Genomic DNA, 18,676 nt, shown 5'->3' on the forward strand with positions numbered 1-18,676 from the left:
GTGGCGACGTTGAGATGACGTTCAGTAGCGGCTCCCGCACACCGTCAGTGTCGCCATCCTGCCATGTCCAGTTCAGCGTGCCTGCGCTCTGCACGGTTGACTTCATCTGGGCAAGCCGGGCTCGTGATCTTGTAGAGTGCGGCGCCTCCTACCACGTGAGGCTGGCCATCGAGGTCCCGGAGATGATGGTGGGGCGTGCCGGGGGCGATGAGGTCGATGTCGGCGCCGAAGTTGGAGAGGTCGGCAATCGTGTCATCGACATAGCGCCGACAGGTGGGCCTGCCGCTGTCACCGGGAAAGCCGTCGAAGTCCGCGAGCGCGCCGACGGTGATGACTTCTCAGCGGCGGATCCAGGCCTCCTGAGCATCAGTGCGGGTTCACGCAGGAGCTCAAGGACGGCCGCTACGTACCTGAACTTCTCCAACGCATATGCCACATCCTGGATATAGCCATCCCAAATCTTTACTTAGCATCGGTTACGCCAATGATGTCTCCGAGCATCAATGAAAAGCGATGTAGTCGCTGCGAGCAGACAGGTGTGATATCGCCGCACCAGTCTATCCAACGGCGACATAAGGGAGAAATAGTGCAACCGTACGCACCGAAACAAACAAATTCGACTCATGCGAAACCGCAACAGTCTCTAGAGTCATCTGACAACCTCCGAGTAAGTGTCATTGGTTCCGGGTATCTTGGCGCAACTCACGCGATCGGCATGGCGCTTCTTGGCCATGATGTCGTGGCCATGGACATCGAGAAGGAGAAGATCTCCCTTCTGTCCTCGTGTGAGCTCCCCTTCTTCGAGCCTGGTCTTGGCGAGTTGCTCCGCAAGTGCATGGAATCGGGTCGACTCCGATTCACCACTTCATATGATGATACGGTCGAAGCGGACATCCATTTCGTATGCGTTGGAACACCCCAGCTCCCTGGCTCCCTCAATGCGGATCTTCGTTGGGTCGAGACAGCATTCACCGAGCTCGCGCGGCGGATTTGTAGCCCAGCGATCATAGTGGGGAAATCTACGGTCCCGACGGGAACCGCGCGACGCATGGCCGAAATCGTCCGTCGCCATTCCAGTGATCCCCGGGTGGAGGTGGCGTGGAATCCAGAGTTCCTGCGCGAAGGGCGCGCCGTCGAAGACACGCTCAAACCGAACAGGCTAATTTTCGGAGTGGAATCACCACATGCCGAGAAGCTACTCAGAGCCGTTTATCGGCCCATCATCGAGCGAGGCTGTCCCGTCGTAGTTACGGACTGTACTACCGCTGAGCTTACCAAGGTTTCGGCGAACGCATTCCTCGCTATGAAGATATCCTTTATTAACGCCATGGCGAAGATATGCGAGGCAACCGGTGCGGATGTACTACCGCTCACCGAAGCGCTCGGCTACGATGACCGCATCGGCCGACGCTTTCTCGGCCCCGGACTCGGCTTCGGCGGCGGCTGTCTCCCCAAAGACCTGCGGGCCCTGTGTGCGTGTGCGGCGGACCTCGGTCTAGACGATGTCGCCTTGCTCATCAGGCAGGTCGACTCCATCAATCTGAGCCGCAGGCACCGCGCGCTAGTACTCGGCCGGGAACTGTTGGGAGGTACGTACGTGGGGAAACGGGTTTGCGTCCTCGGCGCCGCGTTCAAGCCAAACACCGACGATGTCCGGGATTCCCCGGCGCTGGCCGTAGGAGTCGCTGCCCATGCGGAGAATGCGCATGTTGTCATACACGACCCGGTCGCCATGAACAACGCGAAGCGAGCACATCCCGAACTGGAGTACGCCGAGACGATTGTCGAAGCCGCGAGTGAAGCCGATCTGGTAATGCTGCTGACGGACTGGACAGAGTTTATCGACATGGATCCCGAGCTACTCAGCACGACGGTGCGGAGCCGGAATATCTTCGATGGGCGTAACGCTCTGACACCAGAACGCTGGCACGCGGCCGGGTGGAACTACCGCGCCTGATCTTTCTCAATCACGGGCCACCTAGCGCCGACCGCGTCAGTGCCTCCCCGATCACCGAGACATCGTCACGGCGGTGCCACAACAAATTGACCGGCGACAACAGATGCGTCCGCCCGCACGTCCGGCACCGCGACCGGCGCAGCCGAATCCGCCACCAGCCGATACCCCACACCGTCTGCGGCTCGACCCAGCCCCACGGACACAGATGGCAGGCACAGTCCGGGCAATGCAGCCCGCCTTTGCGTAACCGGCGCTCGACGCTGGCCTTGTCCTTGCCTGGGCAGGCGGCGTCAGGCTGCCGGTCCGGGTGATCGAGGGCTGGGTTACCATCACGCTGGCCGACGGCAGCCGCCGCCGAGAAGCGTGGCGGCTGATCACCAGACTGACCGACCACCATCGCTACCCCGCGCACTCGAGCATCTCCCTGTACCACGAGCGCCGCAGATCGAGACCACCTACTTTTCGATCAAAGCCACCCTGCTAGACGGCGGCATATGAACTGGGCGCGCGTGGCGGCGATATCCCGCAGGAAGGTCACCGCGTCATAGCCGGCGTCCAGCAGCACCAGCACCTGCCGCTTCACAGCGGCCAGTCCTGCACCCCTTGCCTTGCTGTGCATCCGAAGGAGCTCAACCTAACAAGGCATCATCGAGGGTCCACTTGTGTTCGCCCGTCCGGCCTTCCCCTCGCCTGTGGTCCCTGGGTGGAGCAGGAACCCTTGGGCTTGTCCCCGGAGCTTCGCATCCCGCAGTTGCCAGCGACGCACGTCCAGGTGGGGGCGGACCTTGAGCACGGGTCCGGGATCACGCCGCCAACATCATCGGTCGGCTCTCCTCTCGGCGTGTCCACTCATAGCGTGCGGCCTCGTGTCGCACCTCGGCCTGGTTGTTCGTTGGTGGGATCCGCAAGTCGCAGGCGAAGCGCCGGACTTCGCCGGCGCGGTCGCGCAGCACCTCCAGCAGCACCCGGCTGGGTGACGGTCTTGGCCGCCCCCAGCAGGCGCTTGACCTGCGACAGGCCGACGGCGACTCCGCCGCGGAACATCTTCGTGAACAGTGCCAGGGTGCCCGGTGCAATGGCGTCCGTGCCCTGCCGGCGGCGAGGTTGGCGGCGTGGATCAGGCCGCGCAGCGCTGTCTGGAGTTGCCGGGGCCAGCGTGCGTCGGGATAGGTCTCGGCGCAGTCCTCAAGATCGCGAAGCAGGTGTGTGCCGTGCACAGTTGAAGCTCGTGTGCTTCGAGGTCGGCGGCGTCGTAGTTCTGATAGCGGTCGTGCACCACCACGCCGGTCAGGTCGGCCAGCACGACCCGCTTGAAGGTGTCCAGGTCGCGTCCGCCGAGCATGTACCAGGTCAGCCAGCTTGTTGCAGGCCACCAGCAGGTACTTCTTGGCCTTCTTCGGCCCCACCCGGATCGGCGTCTCATCGCAGCACACCACATACGCCAGCGTGAGCAGCATCCGGATGCGCGCGTTAGCGGCTGCGATCGCTGCGGCGGCTCGGCCGATCAAGGAATGCACGAACCTGGGCGAGGACTCCGCGCCGGTCAGCGAGACCACCAGCTCGGCCACCCGGTGCACCGGAATCGCGTTGATGACCAGCAAGATACACGCACCAGGCCTGCAGGTTGACGCCCAGACTGACCGGCGTAGCGGGCACCCCCGCCGGTCGCGGCGCGGTGTGCACCCGCCCGCACCGGCAGGCCACCGTGTGCGGGTGGTGCTGGAAACGCCGGGCCACGACCAGCGGGATCTCGATCTGCTGGTGCCTGGCTGTCACGCCCAGATCCGCGGCTTGGCCGAGATCGGCCCCGCACCCACACGGGCTTTGCGGATAGTGCTCGATGAAGTCTCCGTCGCCGATCTCATTCGACCAGGCCAGCGCCTTGCCTTCGGCGCCGGGTTGCTTACCCGGCCGGCGCCGGCCACTGCCGGACCCGCGGTCCTTCGGCTGCTTGCGGCCGGGAAGGTCGTCAACTGAAGGCGCCATTCCGGAATTGCCGCTGTTGCGCGAGATCAACCGCTCCAGCTTGGCCACCCGCTCACGCAGCGCGGCGTTCTCAGCCCGAAGTTCGGCTACCTCCGCTCGGAGTACCGCGTTCTCGACCATGAGAGCTCGCGTCAGAGCGCTCAACTCCTCGCGGGACATCTCCTCCAGGCCGGACACTCGAAGCTCGAATCATCCTCGACAGGATCGATCAAACTCACGGACGGTTACACCAGCGGTTCCGTCGTCACCCAACCCTCACGAGGTGAATGCTTACCCCAATTCGCATAGAATTATCTTAATGGCATGTCTAGAGATAGTGTGAGACGGGGCTGTTTCGTCTATGTGGAGGCGAAAGGCGTCGGCAAATCCAAGGGCTGCAACAGTTTTTTGAACTCGAGATTCATAATCACGAACAGACTGATCGTAAGTTGAGCCCGCTCTTGTTGCGTCGTGCTGATCTGCGCCAAAGCAGCAATTATCGCGTCGATTAAGGATCTGAACTTGCTTACGGCCGCTTCCTGCGGAGCCTAGGATATAGAGATCCAAGTAGCCGGAAATTTTATAGAAATCGGAATATGTCTGCTCTCTATCGCCAGTGGCGGCCCCATTGCCTCGGAGATAGAGAGGGATTGATCCCGCAATGGGAAAACTCGATCTAATTCTCGAATCGATAGCGGAATAAACGGTGGTAGTCCAGCCGCCGCCAGACAGGCCGATCATGTCATACTCGCTGTATCGTGGGAAACCGTGGACAATATACTTGGATTTCAGGTAATTAAGGCAAACCGCCACCGGCTCCAGGAAATATTTCATGGGATCTCCGCGAGAGGGGCGGAGGTCAAACAAGCTATTGTGCGAACGTGCTCTACAAGTATTCACGTTGGAAAAGTATGCCATATAGGGCATGTAGAGTGACAAGACCGAGAAGCCGTGAGAAAGGAGCGCGTTAACGGTTCGCTGCATGCCTAGTCCTTCATCGGTATCTCCTGCGGTATCGTTAAGCGTACAGCTGTGGCCTTGGTGGAGTATTACTAGACGTTTTTGCTTTCTTGTGTGGGGGATAAAATGGTGAGCGTAGGAGGCAACACCTCGGTCCATTATGATTGTCAGTGTATCCACTCTTTCCAAATTGCTCAATCCGTCAACAGGGCTTTCAGCTCCACGTTGAACAGCTCTCGGTAGCTTTTCTTTTGGGAAGCCATCGCTGCCCCAGATGAATCTGATCAGCTGCGCCCGCTTGCTCTCAAGATCTGCAGGATCTCGTACGGTTATCCGCCGATCGTCCAGTACAACATCGACTGGTTTGATGTCGGAGTTCTCGCGACTGTGCGAGTCTCTCTGTCCCGGTACGCATGCTCCTGCGCTAACATTTACCATTACGAGCGTTAGCAGCAGTCGGGTGCAGAGAACTATCGCCTTGAGCATTTGACGGAATCACATCCTCCAGTACCGTTGCCCATTCTCTTAATTCGATGAGTATCCGGTATCCTCATCGGCAAATCTCGATCCAGGCAAAATTCCAGACCGGGAACGCGCCAGTGAGCTTCGGCATAGCGAGGGTCTTTTCCAACCCGGTCCCGGGAGTCTGGGCCCACCTGAAGCGGTCGGTGCCAAACTGGACAGAAGACGCTGAACGAACTTACCAGACTGATCAAGACCCGGCTGAAGTAAACGAGGCGAACGAAGCGGCCTCCCTGTCGCCTTCGCGAGCCCAGCACCCAGCGGTTGCAGGGCCGAAGCGTTCGCGTATTGTGAAACCGAGTTGCAGGCCGTCGGCGGCGTGGTTGCTGTAGCGGTCGGTGGCGGCGGCGATGTTGGTCCAACCGATCAGGGGGGTCAGGCCGATGGCCAGGTTGCGGAGGCTGGCGATGATCTGGGTTCGGTCTCTATGCGGATCTTTCCGGCTCGCGGAAGAGCTGGGCACTGCTGTCTGGCGGAAGGCTAAGGCCAGTGGAGGAACCGGCGGCGATTATGTGGAGGTTGCATAAGGGCGAGGCACAGCTGTCACCCGGAAGGACCTGCCCTAGTGTTCATCAAGACCGAGTGGATGCCTTCAAGGACGGCATGTCCAAGGGAGAGTTCCACTTCTAGCGCCTCACGAGAGGGTCTGCCATCGGCAGGCCCTTCATGCGTCCGTGGGCTCTACAAAGCACGTAGTAGGTAGCCGTACATACGTGCTAAACACCTGCACTGCCCCTGACGGGTGGTAAGCGGTGTAAGGTCCGCTGACGCGCTGTGGCTGAAGCTCAAGTTTCGTCACAGCCGTTCGACGTTGTGGCCTCGACAGCGGTTTCGTGTGTCGAAAATGAAGGGGCTTACCTGTTCGATGAGTTCATAGTCAAAGCAGTCGTGATCGGTGAGGATGACGACCGCATCTGCCTGTGCGAGCTCCTGGCATGTAGCCTCGATGATCTGGATGTTTAGTGTGAGCAGGAAGCGGTCGACGTGAGGGTCGGCCGCTCGTACATGGGCGCCGAGCTTGGAGAGGGACCTGGCAACCTCGATTGCGGGGGATTCGCGGCAGTCTCCTGCGTTCTTCTTGTAGGCGAGTCCGAGCAGGACTAGCTGGCTGCCCTTGATCGGCTTGGCGCGCTTATTCAGCGCCAGGGCGAGCCGGTGTACTACGTGGCTCGGCATACTCCTGTTGATGTCGTTGGCCAGTTCGACGAATCGGAAGTTGTGCCCGAGACCTCGCTTGACCGTCCATGACAGGTACGACGGGTCGATCGGCAGACAATGGCCGCCGACGCCGGGACCGGGCGTGAACCGCATGAACCCGAACGGCTTGGTGGAGGCGGCGTCGATGGCTTCCCAGACGTCGATCCCGAGCTGCTGCGCGAAGATGGACAGTTCGTTGACCAGAGCGATGTTGACGTGCCTGAAGGTGTTCTCCAGGAGCTTGCACAGCTCGGCCACCGGGGGAGAGGAGACAGGAACGACCTCCCGGACGATCTGCCGGTAGAACGCCTCGATCTTCTTCAGCGAATATTCATCGATGCCCGATACGACCTTCGGGGTGTTATACAGGCGCCATCGGGAGTTCCCCGGGTCGATCCGTTCCGGGCTGTAGCCGAGGAAGAAGTCCTCGGGTGCGCGCAGCCCGGAGCCCTTCTGCAGGATCGGGCGAAGATACTCCACGGTGGTGCCGGGATAGGTGGTGGATTCCAAGATCACTGTGGCTCCTGGCTGGATCAGCGGCGCGATGGAACGGCCGGCCGAGGCGATATGGCGCAGATCCGGAGCCTCCTCGTGCAGAGGGGTTGGTACGGTGATCAGGCAGATGTCGAAGTTCTTGGCCTCGGAGTAGTCGGTGCTGGCCACGTAGTGGCCGCCACGCAGCGCAGCCTTCACCTCGTCATCGCTGATGTCCTCGACGTAGGATCCGCCGGCATTCAACCGGTTGACGCGCCACTCGTCCACGTCGATCCCCACGACGTCGAACCCCGCCTCAACCCCGCGCATCGCCAGTGGCAGGCCGACGTACCCTTGGCCGACGACCACCAGTTTCTCTCTCATATCCAGACCCCCGTCACTTGAGATGAGACACGGCCTGCCGCGCGAGTGTGGCTCAAGCGGCGTGATGGCTGAACTATTTGATCCCGCGGATCACGTGAACCCCGCGATGGCGTTCTATCGACACCTCACGTAGACCCAACTCCTCCGTCCATCGCTGAAGGCGTTGGCGTGTCTGTGGTCTCTCGTATCGCGGCGCGAGCCAGTCGAAGGTATCGAGCACCGACCATTCACGTATGATCTTCTTATTCCGCAGGTTCAGATGCCGATGGTTGGCGACAGGAACAAGGCGCGCCAGGCACGGTCCCACCCCGGGAACGGCGGAAAGCGCCATCGAGAGAGGCAGGAGCTTCGGCGCTGTCTTCTCGACGATGGCGTAGAGCCGGGAAGGATCAATGCGTTTGGTCAGGGGGCGTAGGAGGTGCCGGGGGTGCAGGTAGGCGATCGGCGCTGCGTACACGTCGATGCAGAATGAGCCGCCGGGCCGCAAGTAACGGAACATGGTCTTGAAGGCGCCTTCGACATCAGGCGTGTGCTGGATCACGCCGAAACAGAACAGGAAGTCAAAGGACTCCTCGTCGAAGGGCAGGTCGTAGATACTGGCTTGCAGTAGCCGCAAGTTGGGAAAGCGGCCGTTCGACGCGGCGTTGGCGTGGACCGCGCTGGAGATGTCGAACGATGTCACCACAGCGCCGGTCTCACACAGCACCTCGGTGAAACGCCCGGCTCCGCTGCCGCATTCGAGCAGGTTCTTGCCGCGCAACTCCTCGGCTGTCCAGCCACTTGCCTTCATTACCCGCTCGTGGGAAACGGGCACACCTGAGAAGGAGTCCAGCTGAGTCAGCCGGTGTCGATTCCACTGGTAGCCGAACCCGTTACCGTAGTTGTCCTCGGGAACGAATCGCGCAATTCCCCTGTCGATGGGGTATGTAGCCGCGCAAACCTCGCATACGAGTTCTTCACGGACAACACGCAAGCCAGTACGGCAGCTGAGGCAGCGCAGTACCGAGTGCCAAGGAATCCGTGGATCGATGCCAAGAGGCGCTTGTTTCGACAGCGTCATGCAACACCCCCTTCACTAGCGATGAAGGATGACCGCGACTTGGCGGTCGATCCTCTGCGTGACAATGTTACGCAGAGTGACCATCCAGACGCGAACATGGCGGATGGCGTGTCACCAAGCATGTGGTGACACGCCTTGCTTTGACCTTGACTCCCACCACAGGCATGGGTCTCACACTGTATGCGAGCACTGTCTCTCGGTAATCGCGAGGGGTGTGCGGTTGTGGCAAGGGGTAGTGCGTCCTCCGGCGTGCCACCTTCTTGATCAATGATCTGGACGCGGGAGTCCTCTCTGTCGGGGTTTCGAGACAGATGCGACCAAGATCCATATGGGTGAAGAAGGTAGTCATCCTCGCGGTGCCGGCCGGCGATGCGGTACGCACGATCGTCGCGGAGGCCGACGCGGCCGGTAGGCGGTTCGCGTTCGCGATGTCGCCGTGGAGCCGGCGGTCACGGTCACCTCCGGGAGCCTGCTGGCGCCGGTCGTGACCACCCCACCGATCAACACAAACCACTCATTGTGACCAAGAGTCACCTCTGTCAGTTTTGTGGAATTCCGGTTAAAAGTACCTGGCGAGGAGGACAGAAGGTGACCCAAGCCGAAGACGAGGTCAAACGGCTGGCCGGTTACGCGTAGCAGATCGGCCTCGTCCGTTACCGGCTGATCCAGGAGATCGATCCGACGCTGTCGGCCCGCCAGCGCGGCAAGCGGGTGCGTGTGTACGCCGCCGCCGAGCACACCGATCCGTTCGGCACCAAGGTCCGCATCTCGCGCAACACCCTGGACCGGTGGGCGCCCTGGTTCTCGACGACCCCGCAAAACTGGCTCAGGTACACATTCCGTGAGTGGGCCCATCAGTCCGCCAGTAAGACGCGCTTGCGGAAGAAGCAGGTCGTGCTTGGCGCGGCCGTACATTTGCCTCTTGATCGTTTTGATGATGCGGTTGACGTGGCCTTCGACGGGGCCGGAGCTGTAGGGCAAGGTGAGGCCGGCGGTGACAGCGTCCTGGTCACGATGCAGGCCGGTGACGAAAGAGTGCAGCTCAGGGGGGTGGTTAGCGAGGACTGCGGTCATGCAGGCGTCGAGGTGTCGGCCACGGCGCTGCGTCATCATCTCGGCGAAGTGACGGACATGAGTGCGTAGGGCGGCCAGCTGCGGGCTGGCTGTGCACAGCGCGTCGAGCTGGCGTTGTTCGTCGGGGTCGAGGTTGACGGGGTTGCGGAGGAACCAGCCGGCGGCCTGCCGCACCGTGGGGGGCCGCTGCCGTGGCGGCTCGGTAGGAAGAGCGGTCCGCCACGGCCGCACGTACTGGCGGACCACCGTGCTGGCGCCGCGGTAGCCGCGGGCGCATAGTTCGCGGTAGAGCTGTTCGGCGTTGGTACAGCCGTCGGCCCAGCGCTGGCGCAGGTAGTCGTCGAAGACTGCCAGACTCTTGGCCTGCTGGCCGATGCCGGTGTGGACGAGCAGTTCTTCAGGGGCGGCGGCGTGGGCGAAGCGGCGGACGGTGTTGCGGCCGAGATCCAGTTGGCGGGCGATCTCCCGCAGGGACTTGCCTTGGGGAGCAACTCATGGATGGCGGCATGCCGCTCACAGGTGCGGACCGCGACTCGATCCTGCCTGCTCTCCGACGTGCGCGGCGGCTGGGCAGCAGGCGGAGGTGGCGCGGGCAGCGCCGAGGCAGAACCGGGCTGTGCCTGCGGGGCCGGGCTGATGGCCTGCAGGTGCCGGCGGTGCGTGGCGACTGTGCGTTCGACGGCTTGGCCGAGGTTGCTCCAGATGTGCCAGCGATCAGCAACTTGGATCGCCTCGGGTGCCCCGCGGTTGGCGCCGTCGGCGTAGGCGCCGGCGCGGTCGCGGCAGATGATCTCCACACCGGGGTGTTGTTGGAGCCAGGTGGCCAGGGTGTCGGCGGTGCGGTCGGGCAGGACGTCGATCGGTCGTCCCGTGCTGATGTCGATCAGGATGGTGCCGTAGATCCTGCGCTTACGCAGGTCGAAGTCGTTCACGCCCAGCACGGCCGGGCCGTTATGGAGGGCGGGCTCGGGCGGGGCGCGGATCAGTCTGATCAGCGTCATCCTACTGACCGCCAGGGCCAGGCGTGCGGCCAGGCGCGCACCGGCGCGGCCGCCCAGCGCCAGCGCGATCCCCCGCAGCGCCTGGCCGGCCCCGATGCTGCGGCGGCCATAGCGGATGGTCAGATGCGGCACCTGCTCGGCGAAGGTGACCCTGTCGCATGCGTCGTTGAGGCAGAAGAATCGGTGAACCCGCAGGTGGATCAGCACCTCCTGACCACCGGCCGCGGCGTCGAGGGGGCGCCGCTCATAGTGGCTGTGCTTGCGCCGCGACGGTGCACCGATCGCTGCCAGGTCCGTCAATCGACCTGAACTGCCTGAATTGCCCAACAAGATCACCAGGCGAAGCTACTTGGCGAGATCGCTATCTAAACGACATTGGGGCAACATAGCCTGCTGACGAATCGAGGCAAATCCGGTATAACTTTAACTCTTAAGGTTATCTAGACGGTTTACAGGTGTGGATTTCAGGAAACTGAAGCCGTCAGCCCCCGCCGGCTGTGGTACTTCAGAGTACAGAACAGGCTGCTCAAGCTTCGGCGATTTGGATCTAGACTGGTGCGCCAGAGATGTGACTCTTGATTTCCGTATTTTTAACGTGGGCATTGATTGGAATGGCTAATGGCGACGAACTTTGAGATGCATGATAAGCGGCGCTTCGCTTTTGGTAACAATTGGCTAAGCTATGTCAAGGTGGTGGATGAGAACCGTATTGAAGAGGCAAAGCGGTCGCTGACGCGAGCGCTTGGAGTCAGCGATTTGACCGGGCTGTCTTTCCTCGACGTCGGTTGCGGAAGTGGTATGTTCTCGCTTGCCGCTCACCGACTCGGTGCGCGGGTCCATGCCTTCGACTACGATGCCCAGTCGGTCGCTGCATCGGCGGAACTGCGCCGCAGGTTCGCGGCGGACGGCGATTGGACGGTGGAACAGGGTTCGATCCTGGACGAGGACTACGTCCGAGGGCTCGGCCGCCACGACATTGTGTACTCATGGGGCGTGTTGCACCACACTGGTGCTATGTGGCAGGCGATCAACACTACTGCCACCCTGGTCGCGCCGGACGGGCTGCTTTACATTTCCATCTACAACGATCAGGGCGCCGCCAGTCGGCTGTGGTGGCGGCTCAAGCGTCTGTATGTTCAGGGAGGTCCCTTGATGCGGAAATCCCTTGTCCTGGCCGGTGGCGTGTACTTCCGGAGCCGTAGCATGGCAGCGCAAGTGATACGGACTACGTGCGGAGTGTCCGCCTCGCGTGAGGCTAGGGGCCGCGGTATGTCTCGGAGGCACGATCTGATTGACTGGATGGGAGGTTTCCCCTTCGAAGTAGCAAAACCAGAGCAGGTGTTCTCGTTCCTCCGCGAGCGTCATTTCGAATTGCGGTATCTCACGACATGCGCAGGTAGCTTGGGATGCAACGAGTATGTTTTCGAGGCTCCCGCCTGCCGTTAGCCGCTTACAGTAGCTTTTTCTTTATTCTCCGGGTTGTTGTAGGGTTGCGAAGGTGCGGCCGCGCTTGACGGTTTTGTCGATGTCGTACCGGGATGCGGGCTGGCGGCTGGCGTCTAGGGCCGAGTTCGCCGCGTTTGCGTGCGCTGGCTGGCCGAGGCAGTGTGTGACGGAGGTTCCGAAAACCCCCGCCGAACCCGGGCTGGAGTGAAGTGGTCGGGTGGGGCGTTTCTCGAATGGATGACGCAGGTCCTCGACCAGGCGACGGCCCAGGCGCACTTGGATGTGTGAATCGCCCCGTGTTCGGTGAAGACTGAGTGCCGGCGCGTCGCTGCCTGAGGTCGGGCAGGTGCTGCGGCACCGCAGCCAGCTGTCCACGTCGCTGTATGCCAAGGTCGACCAGGACGCCCCTTGCGCCCGCTGGCGAGCCCGTGGCCGAGGGTCGGCCGGTGAGCGCGCTGCGGGCCAGGGCCGAGGAGTACCTGGCGATGCACCGCACGCTCGGATTCAGACTGACGACCCAGGGTCAGCACCTGATGAGCTTCGTCCGGTTCAGCGAGGAGCACTCCACCGGTCACGTGACAGCGGACCTGGCGATCGAGTGGGCGACCCGGACCAGCCGGGGCAGCGGCGACGAGGTCTACCAGGCGCGGCGGCTCGACGTCGTGCGGATCTTCGCCCGGCACCTGCAGGCGCTGGACCCGGCCACCGAGGTCCCGCCCCGAGGACGTGCTGTCACGCCGTTACCGGCGGATCCCGTCTTATCTCTACTCCCCAAAGGAGGTCGCCGCGCTCATGGGCGCGACCGGTGCGCGCCGGCGCTGCGGGCGGCGACCTGGCGGACGCTGATCGGGCTGCTGGCCGTGACCGGCATGCGCCAAGGCGAGGCGTGCCGCCTCGAACGCAACGACGTGGACTTGCAGGCCGGGACGCTCTTGATCGCCGACTCCAAGTTCGGCCCGGCTGGTGTTCCTGCACCCGACCGGGGTCGCCGCGCTGCGCGCCTATGAGCGGGCCCGCGACCGGCTGTTCCCGGAGCCGAAGGGGGGCACGTTCCTGCTCAACAGCCGCGGCGGGCCGCTAGACGGGCACAACATCTAGCGCACGTTCACCGTGCTGATCGCGGCGGCGGGCATCCAGGCGCCGCCCGGCCGGCGTGCTTCCGGCTGCATGACTTCAGGCATACCTTCACCGTCGCGACGATGCTGGACTGGTATCGCGACGGCGGGAACGTGCAGGCCCGGCTTCCGCTGCTGTCCACCTGGCTCGGCCATGTCGACCCGAAATCGACCTACTGGTATCTCCAGGCCGTTCCCGGGCTCCTCGCCCTGGCAGCTGGCAGGCTCGAGCAGGCCTACGGGCAGGTGGCCCGATGACCGACCTTGCCCCCATCCTGCAGGGGTTCTTCATCGACCGGCTGGCCCGGCAGAAGAAGCCCAGCCCGAATAGGTGTCGCGGCCTACCGCGCCACGTGCCGGCTCTTGCTGTCCTTTGTGCAGGCCAAGACCGGGAAGGCACCCAGCATGCTCAGCCTCGCAGACCTGGACGCCTCGATGATCCGCACGTTCCTGCAGCACTTGGAGGATGACCGAGGAAACGGCAGTGCCACCCGCAACGCCCGACTAGCCGCGATCCACTCGCTGTTCAGCTATGCGGCCCCGCGGGCACCCGAACATGCCGCTGTGATCAGCCAGGTCCTGGCCATCCCACCCCGCCGGCGCGAGCGCGCCATCGTCAGCTACCTCACCCCCGGGGAAACCGACGCCCTGCTCGCTGCCCCCGACCGTAAGACCTGGCACGGCCGCCGCGACCACGCTCTGCTCCTGCTCGCCGTCCAGACCGGCCTGCGGATATCGGAGCTCACCGCACTCACCTGCCAGGACGCGCACCTGGGCGTCGGCCCGCACGTCCGCTGCCACGGCAAGGGACGCAAAGACAGGGCGACCCCGCTGACCGCCAGGTTGTCAGGGTGCTGAAAATCTGGCTCGCCGAGCTCGGCCCCGCGCCCGGCATGCCGCTCTTTCCGACCCGGGCAGGCGGACGGCTCTCCCATGACGCCGTCGAGCGGCTCGTCACCAAGCACGCAACCGCAGCTGCGAACAGTTGCCCGTCGATCAAGGAGGAGAACGTCACCCCGCACACGCTCAGGCACACCGCCGCCATGTCACTCCTGCGGGCCGGAGCGATACCTCGGTCATCGCCCTCTGGCTCGGCCACGAGGACGCCGAGACCACCCAGGTCTATCTCCACGCCGACATGACCATCAGGGAACAGGCCCTCGCCCGCGTCCAGCAACCGGGCACTAGTCCCGGACGCTACCGCCCGCCCGACACCTTGCTCGCGTTCCTCGACACCCTCTAGCCATCGCCAGCAACAACCGGGTTATGCCGATCCAGGAACTGCGAACTGCCCGCTGACCAGGGAATCCGACAGCCTGGTCGGCATAACCCGGGCCTCGGTATAACAGGCGAGTTCGCGGAGTTGATCGATCGGCCCGGTGCGTGTCCACGTTGCGGGCAGGTGGCGCATCCGCGGAGTGTCCGGGACAGGGCTGAGGCGTTCTCGGTTGGTGGGACGCACAAGGGCCTGAGACGGCCGGGTGGTTGAGGGAACCCGGGCTGCAGATGACAAACGCGACCCCTCATGATCGTTGGGTGTCTACGCCAGTCGATCAAGAACAGGGGCGTGCGCGTGCCATCATCCCCGATCGACGTGCTCGCCCGCCACCTGGAGGACGTCACCGTTGCCAGCCCGCTGACCGACCTGCTCGATCTGCCGGCCCTGGCCGAGGTCCTGGACACGGTGCCCGACCCACGAAGCCGCCGAGGACGATGCTACCGGCTCGGCCCGCTGCTGGCGTTATCTCTGCTCACCGTGCTCGGTGGAGCAACCTCCTGGCGAAGATCGCCCGATTTATCGCCGGATACGACCCAGACCTGCGCGCCCGAGCCGGCTTGCCCGGCACGGTGCGGCTGGCCGCCAGCACCCTGGGACGGCTGCTTGCCGGCCTGGACGGCGACACCCTCTAGCCACCGCCACCTGCACCTATCTGGCCTCGCTCACTGACTGTGCCTCGCCCACCACCGCAGACGGCCGGGCCCCAGGCCGGACCCCGCTCGCCGGCCTGGCCGTGGACGGCAAGACCCTGCGCGGCAGCCGCATCCCAGACGGCACGGTCCACCTGCTGGCCCCCCGCAACGACACCCAGATCGTCGTGGCCCAGCGGCAGGTCGAGGCCAAGAGCAACGAGATCCCCACGTTCGCGCCCCTGCTGTCCGAACTGGGCCTGACCGGCCTGGTGATCAACGCCGACGCCTTATGCCGACTTCGGCATAAGGCGTCTTATGAGGACCTACGGGTTATGCCGACCTCCTGCTGGTTTTCCTGAGTGGCCAGCAGTATCCAGACGATGAGGTCGGCATAACAGGCTCTCGATCATGTTTCTGCCTCTCCTAACACGTGGAGAGGGGAGGAACATGAGAGATCCAGCACTGGTCCAGGTTCTGGGACCACTGGCGGCGTTCCGGGCAGGCTTCAGCGACGAGTTGGAGCTGGTCGGTTACTCACGGGAAGTCCGGGTCGTCCATCTTCGGCTGATGGCGGGTCTCAGCCGGTGGCTGGGAGAACGCGGCATGGACTGTTCGGCGGTGCGTACGCCGCTGCTGAAGGAGTTCGTCGCTGATCGCCGGGCCGGCGGGTGTCGCGATGGGCTGTCACTACGGGCGCTGCGACCGCTGACGGAGTATCTGCAGAAGATCGGGATCGCGCCGTTGCCCGGGCGGGAGCAGGCGCTCGGGCCGGTGGAGTCGTTCCTGGCCGAGTACGCGGTCTATCTCGCTCGAGAACGCGGACTGGTCTCAGCCACCATCCAGCGTGAAGCGGACTTGATCCGTCCGTTCCTGACCGGACGGATCCGCGACGGGCGCCTCAATCTGGAGACACTGACTGCCGTCGATGTGACTGCGTTCATCCTGGCCTGCGGGCAGAACGTCGCACCGGCGACGGTGCAACGCACGGCTACGGCGCTTCGATCGCTGCTGCGATTCCTGCATCTGCGCGGAGTGACTGGCTCCTCACTGGTGGGAGCCGTGCCTACGGCCGCCAACTGGAAGCTGTCCGGGCTTCCCAAGTACCTCACCAGTGAGCAGGTCACTCGGCTACTCGCCTCGTGCGACCTGACCACCCCGGTCGGGCGGCGCGATCGGGCGATGTTGTTGATGCTGACCAGGTTGGGGCTGCGGGCCGGTGAGGTGGCCACTCTGCGCCTGAACGACATCGACTGGCGGCGGGGCGAGATCGTGGTGCGCGGCAAGGGAAACCGGCACGACCGTCTGCCGCTCCCAGTCGATGTCGGAGAGGCGGTGGTGGCCTACCTGAGCGCAGGTCGCCCGGCTCCGGCGAAAACCCGGGCGGTATTCGTCGGGATTCGTGCCCCGCACCGGCCCTTGACTCGTGGCGCGGTCACGCAGGCGGTGGCTCGCGCTTCCCGCCGCTGCGGCATGGGGACCATCTTCGCGCACCGACTGCGTCACACCGCGGCGACCAGCATGCTCCATGCCGGGGCGTCGCTGGAAGAGATCGGCCAGGTACTGCGTCATCAGCACGCGATCACCACCGCGCAATACGCCAAGGTCGACTACGAGGGACTCCGTGCGCTGGCTCGTCCCTGGCCCGGGGAGAGCACGTGAGCGACCACGTGAGCCGATTGCATCAGCGACTGGAGGAGTACCTGGCCATCCGCCGGGCCATGGGGTTCAAGATGGAGCGGCACGCCAAGCTGCTACGGCAGTTCCTGGAGTATCTCGCGGCGAGCCAAGCCACGACCGTTACCGTCGACCATGCTCTGGCCTGGGCGGCCTTGCCGAGCTCAGCGCGCCCGCGCTGGTGGGCGATGCGCCTGTCGATGGTCCGCGGTTTCGCGGCCCACCTGCATGCGATCGATCCAGCACATCAGATACCGCCCCGCGGGTTAATCCCCAGCGGCCACCGACACGTCGTTCCTTACCTCTATACCGATCACGAGATCGCCGCTTTGGCGCGGGCAGCCGGACAGTTGCCCGTCCCGTTCCCCGCCGCGACCTATCAGACCTTGATCCGGCTGCTGGCCGTCACCGGCATGCGCATCGGAGAAGCCATCCGGCTCGACCGCGAGGACTTCGACGCCACGCTCGGCGTGTTGTCGGTGCGCGACACCAAGTTCGGGAAGACCCGGCAGCTGCCGCTTCACCCGACGACTACCGCTGGGCTGCGGGACTACCTGCGGCTATGTGACCAGGTCATACCCTGCCCGCGATCATCTGCCCTGTTGCTGTCCACCCGGGGCTGCCGGTTGCGTTACAACCGGGTCTGGGAGATCTTCCACGCGCTGGTGATCCGCGCCGGGTTGAGGTCGCGGTCATCGGGATGCACCCCGCGCATTCACGACCTGAGACACACGTTCGCGGTCACCACCCTGCTGGAGTGGTATCGGACCGGGGCCGATGTTCCGGCGATGCTGCCGCGCCTGTCGACCTATCTCGGCCATACCGATCCCAAGCACACCTACTGGTATCTGTCCGCCGCTCCGGAGTTGCTCGCTCTCGCGGCCGACCGCCTCGAGACGCACCAGGAAGATCCCCGATGAGTACTCTGGCATCCACCGTGCAGGCGTTCTTCACCGATTACCTGACCCGGCAGCGCAGCGCCAGCGCGCACACCATCGCCGCCTACCGGGACGCGCTCAAGCTCTTACTGGCCTTTGCCGCTGAGCAGACCGGCAAGCAGCCCTCCGATCTTGAGATCATCGATCTGGATGCGCCGATGGCCGGCGCGTTTCTTGAGCACCTTGAGCACGACCGCGGCAACGGTGTCCGGACCCGCAACGCCCGACTGGCCGCGATCCACGCCCTGTTCCGCTTCGCGGCCCTGCGCCACCTCGACCACGCGGCCGTAATCCAGCGAGTACTGGCGATCCCGCCCAAGCGCTTCGACCACCGGCTGGTCACCTACCTCACCGAGCCCGAGATCACCGCGCTGCTCGCCGCACCAGACACCACCACCTGGACCGGACGCCGTGATCACGCCATGCTCGTTTTGGCCCTGCAGACCGGGCTGCGAGTCTCCGAGCTCACCGCGCTCACCCGAGCCGACATCCGCCTGGGAACCGGCGCTCACGTCACCTGCCACGGCAAGGGACGAAAACAACGCATCACCCCGCTGACCTCCACCACCACAACCGTGCTCCGCGCCTGGCTCGCCGAACGCCCCCAAGCCCCCGCCGACCCGCTCTTCCCCAGTCGGCATGGCACCGCGATGAGCCGCGACGCGGTGGAACGTCGACTGGCCCAGTACGCCGGACTCGCCGGGCGCACGCAGCCGACCCTGAACCAGAAGAAGATCTCACCCCACGTGCTGCGGCACACCGCCGCCATGCGGCTGCTCGCGGCTGGCGTCGACAGCACCGTCATCGCCCTATGGCTGGGCCACGAGAGCGTCGCCACCACCCAGATCTACATCCACGCCGACCTCGCGCTCAAGGAAAAGGCACTCGCCCGCACAGCGCCGTTGGATACCGCTCCCGGCCGCTTCCGTCCCTCCGACACCGTCATGGCCTTCCTGGAAGGGTTGTGATTATGCCGATCTCGCCGTCCACGACAACGG

Annotated in this window: 16 protein-coding genes and 2 pseudogenes; 11 read left to right on the forward strand and 7 right to left on the reverse strand. The window is 63.8% G+C overall.

Going from position 1 to position 18,676, the window contains the following annotated elements:
* Positions 1-155 precede the first annotated feature (155 nt).
* Together OHA25_RS19155 and OHA25_RS19160 are read left to right on the forward strand one after the other, a co-directional pair.
* Positions 156-449, forward strand: coding sequence for a hypothetical protein (locus OHA25_RS19155; RefSeq protein ID WP_327588908.1), 294 nt, complete (start codon positions 156-158; stop codon positions 447-449).
* Positions 450-676: 227 nt separating this feature from the next.
* Positions 677-1,957, forward strand: a complete 1,281-nt coding sequence (locus OHA25_RS19160) for a UDP-glucose dehydrogenase family protein (protein WP_327591008.1) — start codon at positions 677-679, stop codon at positions 1,955-1,957.
* An 803-nt stretch (positions 1,958-2,760) separates the two neighbouring features.
* On the opposite strand, the gene OHA25_RS61415 is transcribed toward OHA25_RS19160, so the two are convergent.
* The 7 genes and pseudogenes from OHA25_RS61415 to OHA25_RS61425 all read right to left on the reverse strand — a co-directional run.
* Positions 2,761-3,534 carry an IS66 family transposase gene (locus OHA25_RS61415; RefSeq protein ID WP_442942193.1) on the reverse strand — a complete coding sequence of 258 codons (774 nt, stop codon included), beginning with the start codon at positions 3,532-3,534 and terminating at the stop codon, positions 2,761-2,763.
* A complete protein-coding gene (locus tag OHA25_RS19170) occupies positions 3,428-4,120 on the reverse strand; it encodes a DUF6444 domain-containing protein (RefSeq protein WP_327588910.1) in 693 nt (230 codons plus the stop codon). The genes OHA25_RS61415 and OHA25_RS19170 overlap by 107 nt, the downstream gene beginning before the upstream one ends.
* A gap of 93 nt (positions 4,121-4,213) precedes the next feature.
* Entirely contained in the window at positions 4,214-4,756 is a 543-nt protein-coding gene (locus tag OHA25_RS19175) for a hypothetical protein (protein WP_327588911.1), read from the reverse strand.
* Positions 4,757-6,199: 1,443 nt separating this feature from the next.
* Positions 6,200-7,444: a nucleotide sugar dehydrogenase gene (locus OHA25_RS19180; protein WP_327588912.1), complete on the reverse strand. Its 1,245-nt coding sequence runs from the start codon at positions 7,442-7,444 to the stop codon at positions 6,200-6,202.
* A gap of 88 nt (positions 7,445-7,532) precedes the next feature.
* Positions 7,533-8,519 carry a methyltransferase domain-containing protein gene (locus OHA25_RS19185; RefSeq protein ID WP_327588913.1) on the reverse strand — a complete coding sequence of 329 codons (987 nt, stop codon included), beginning with the start codon at positions 8,517-8,519 and terminating at the stop codon, positions 7,533-7,535.
* 345 nt (positions 8,520-8,864) lie between these two features.
* The gene (locus OHA25_RS61420) at positions 8,865-9,839 is read right to left on the reverse strand and encodes an ISL3 family transposase (RefSeq protein ID WP_442942124.1); all 975 of its coding nucleotides are present in this window, start codon (positions 9,837-9,839) and stop codon (positions 8,865-8,867) included.
* A gap of 404 nt (positions 9,840-10,243) precedes the next feature.
* Positions 10,244-10,930, reverse strand: a pseudogene (locus tag OHA25_RS61425) (ISL3 family transposase); the annotation flags it as partial.
* Between the two features lie 282 nt (positions 10,931-11,212).
* Here OHA25_RS61425 and OHA25_RS19200 point away from each other — a divergent pair.
* The 9 genes and pseudogenes from OHA25_RS19200 to OHA25_RS19245 all read left to right on the forward strand — a co-directional run bounded on the left by OHA25_RS19200 (position 11,213) and on the right by OHA25_RS19245 (position 18,646).
* Positions 11,213-12,040 (forward strand): class I SAM-dependent methyltransferase, encoded by an 828-nt coding sequence (locus OHA25_RS19200; RefSeq protein ID WP_327588916.1) that lies wholly within the window; start codon positions 11,213-11,215, stop codon positions 12,038-12,040.
* A gap of 446 nt (positions 12,041-12,486) precedes the next feature.
* Positions 12,487-13,047: a hypothetical protein gene (locus OHA25_RS19205; RefSeq protein ID WP_327588917.1), complete on the forward strand. Its 561-nt coding sequence runs from the start codon at positions 12,487-12,489 to the stop codon at positions 13,045-13,047.
* Between the two features lie 192 nt (positions 13,048-13,239).
* On the forward strand, positions 13,240-13,413 hold the full coding sequence (locus OHA25_RS19210; protein ID WP_327588918.1) for a hypothetical protein: 174 nt from the start codon (positions 13,240-13,242) through the stop codon (positions 13,411-13,413).
* Positions 13,414-13,590: 177 nt separating this feature from the next.
* Positions 13,591-14,297: pseudogene (locus tag OHA25_RS61430) on the forward strand (tyrosine-type recombinase/integrase).
* A gap of 425 nt (positions 14,298-14,722) precedes the next feature.
* Complete coding sequence (locus tag OHA25_RS19225; protein ID WP_327588921.1) at positions 14,723-15,103, forward strand: hypothetical protein; 381 nt, start codon at positions 14,723-14,725, stop codon at positions 15,101-15,103.
* Positions 15,104-15,167: 64 nt separating this feature from the next.
* Positions 15,168-15,425, forward strand: a complete 258-nt coding sequence (locus OHA25_RS19230; protein ID WP_327588922.1) for a hypothetical protein — start codon at positions 15,168-15,170, stop codon at positions 15,423-15,425.
* 208 nt (positions 15,426-15,633) lie between these two features.
* Positions 15,634-16,725, forward strand: coding sequence for a tyrosine-type recombinase/integrase (locus tag OHA25_RS19235; protein WP_327586885.1), 1,092 nt, complete (start codon positions 15,634-15,636; stop codon positions 16,723-16,725).
* Entirely contained in the window at positions 16,722-17,660 is a 939-nt protein-coding gene (locus OHA25_RS19240; RefSeq protein ID WP_327586884.1) for a tyrosine-type recombinase/integrase, read from the forward strand. The genes OHA25_RS19235 and OHA25_RS19240 overlap by 4 nt, the downstream gene beginning before the upstream one ends.
* Positions 17,657-18,646, forward strand: a complete 990-nt coding sequence (locus tag OHA25_RS19245; protein ID WP_327586883.1) for a tyrosine-type recombinase/integrase — start codon at positions 17,657-17,659, stop codon at positions 18,644-18,646. Before OHA25_RS19240 ends, OHA25_RS19245 begins: the two co-directional genes overlap by 4 nt.
* The last annotated feature ends 30 nt before the right edge of the window (positions 18,647-18,676 follow it).

It is taken from the genome of Nonomuraea sp. NBC_00507 (assembly GCF_036013525.1).
Lineage (GTDB): Bacteria > Actinomycetota > Actinomycetes > Streptosporangiales > Streptosporangiaceae > Nonomuraea.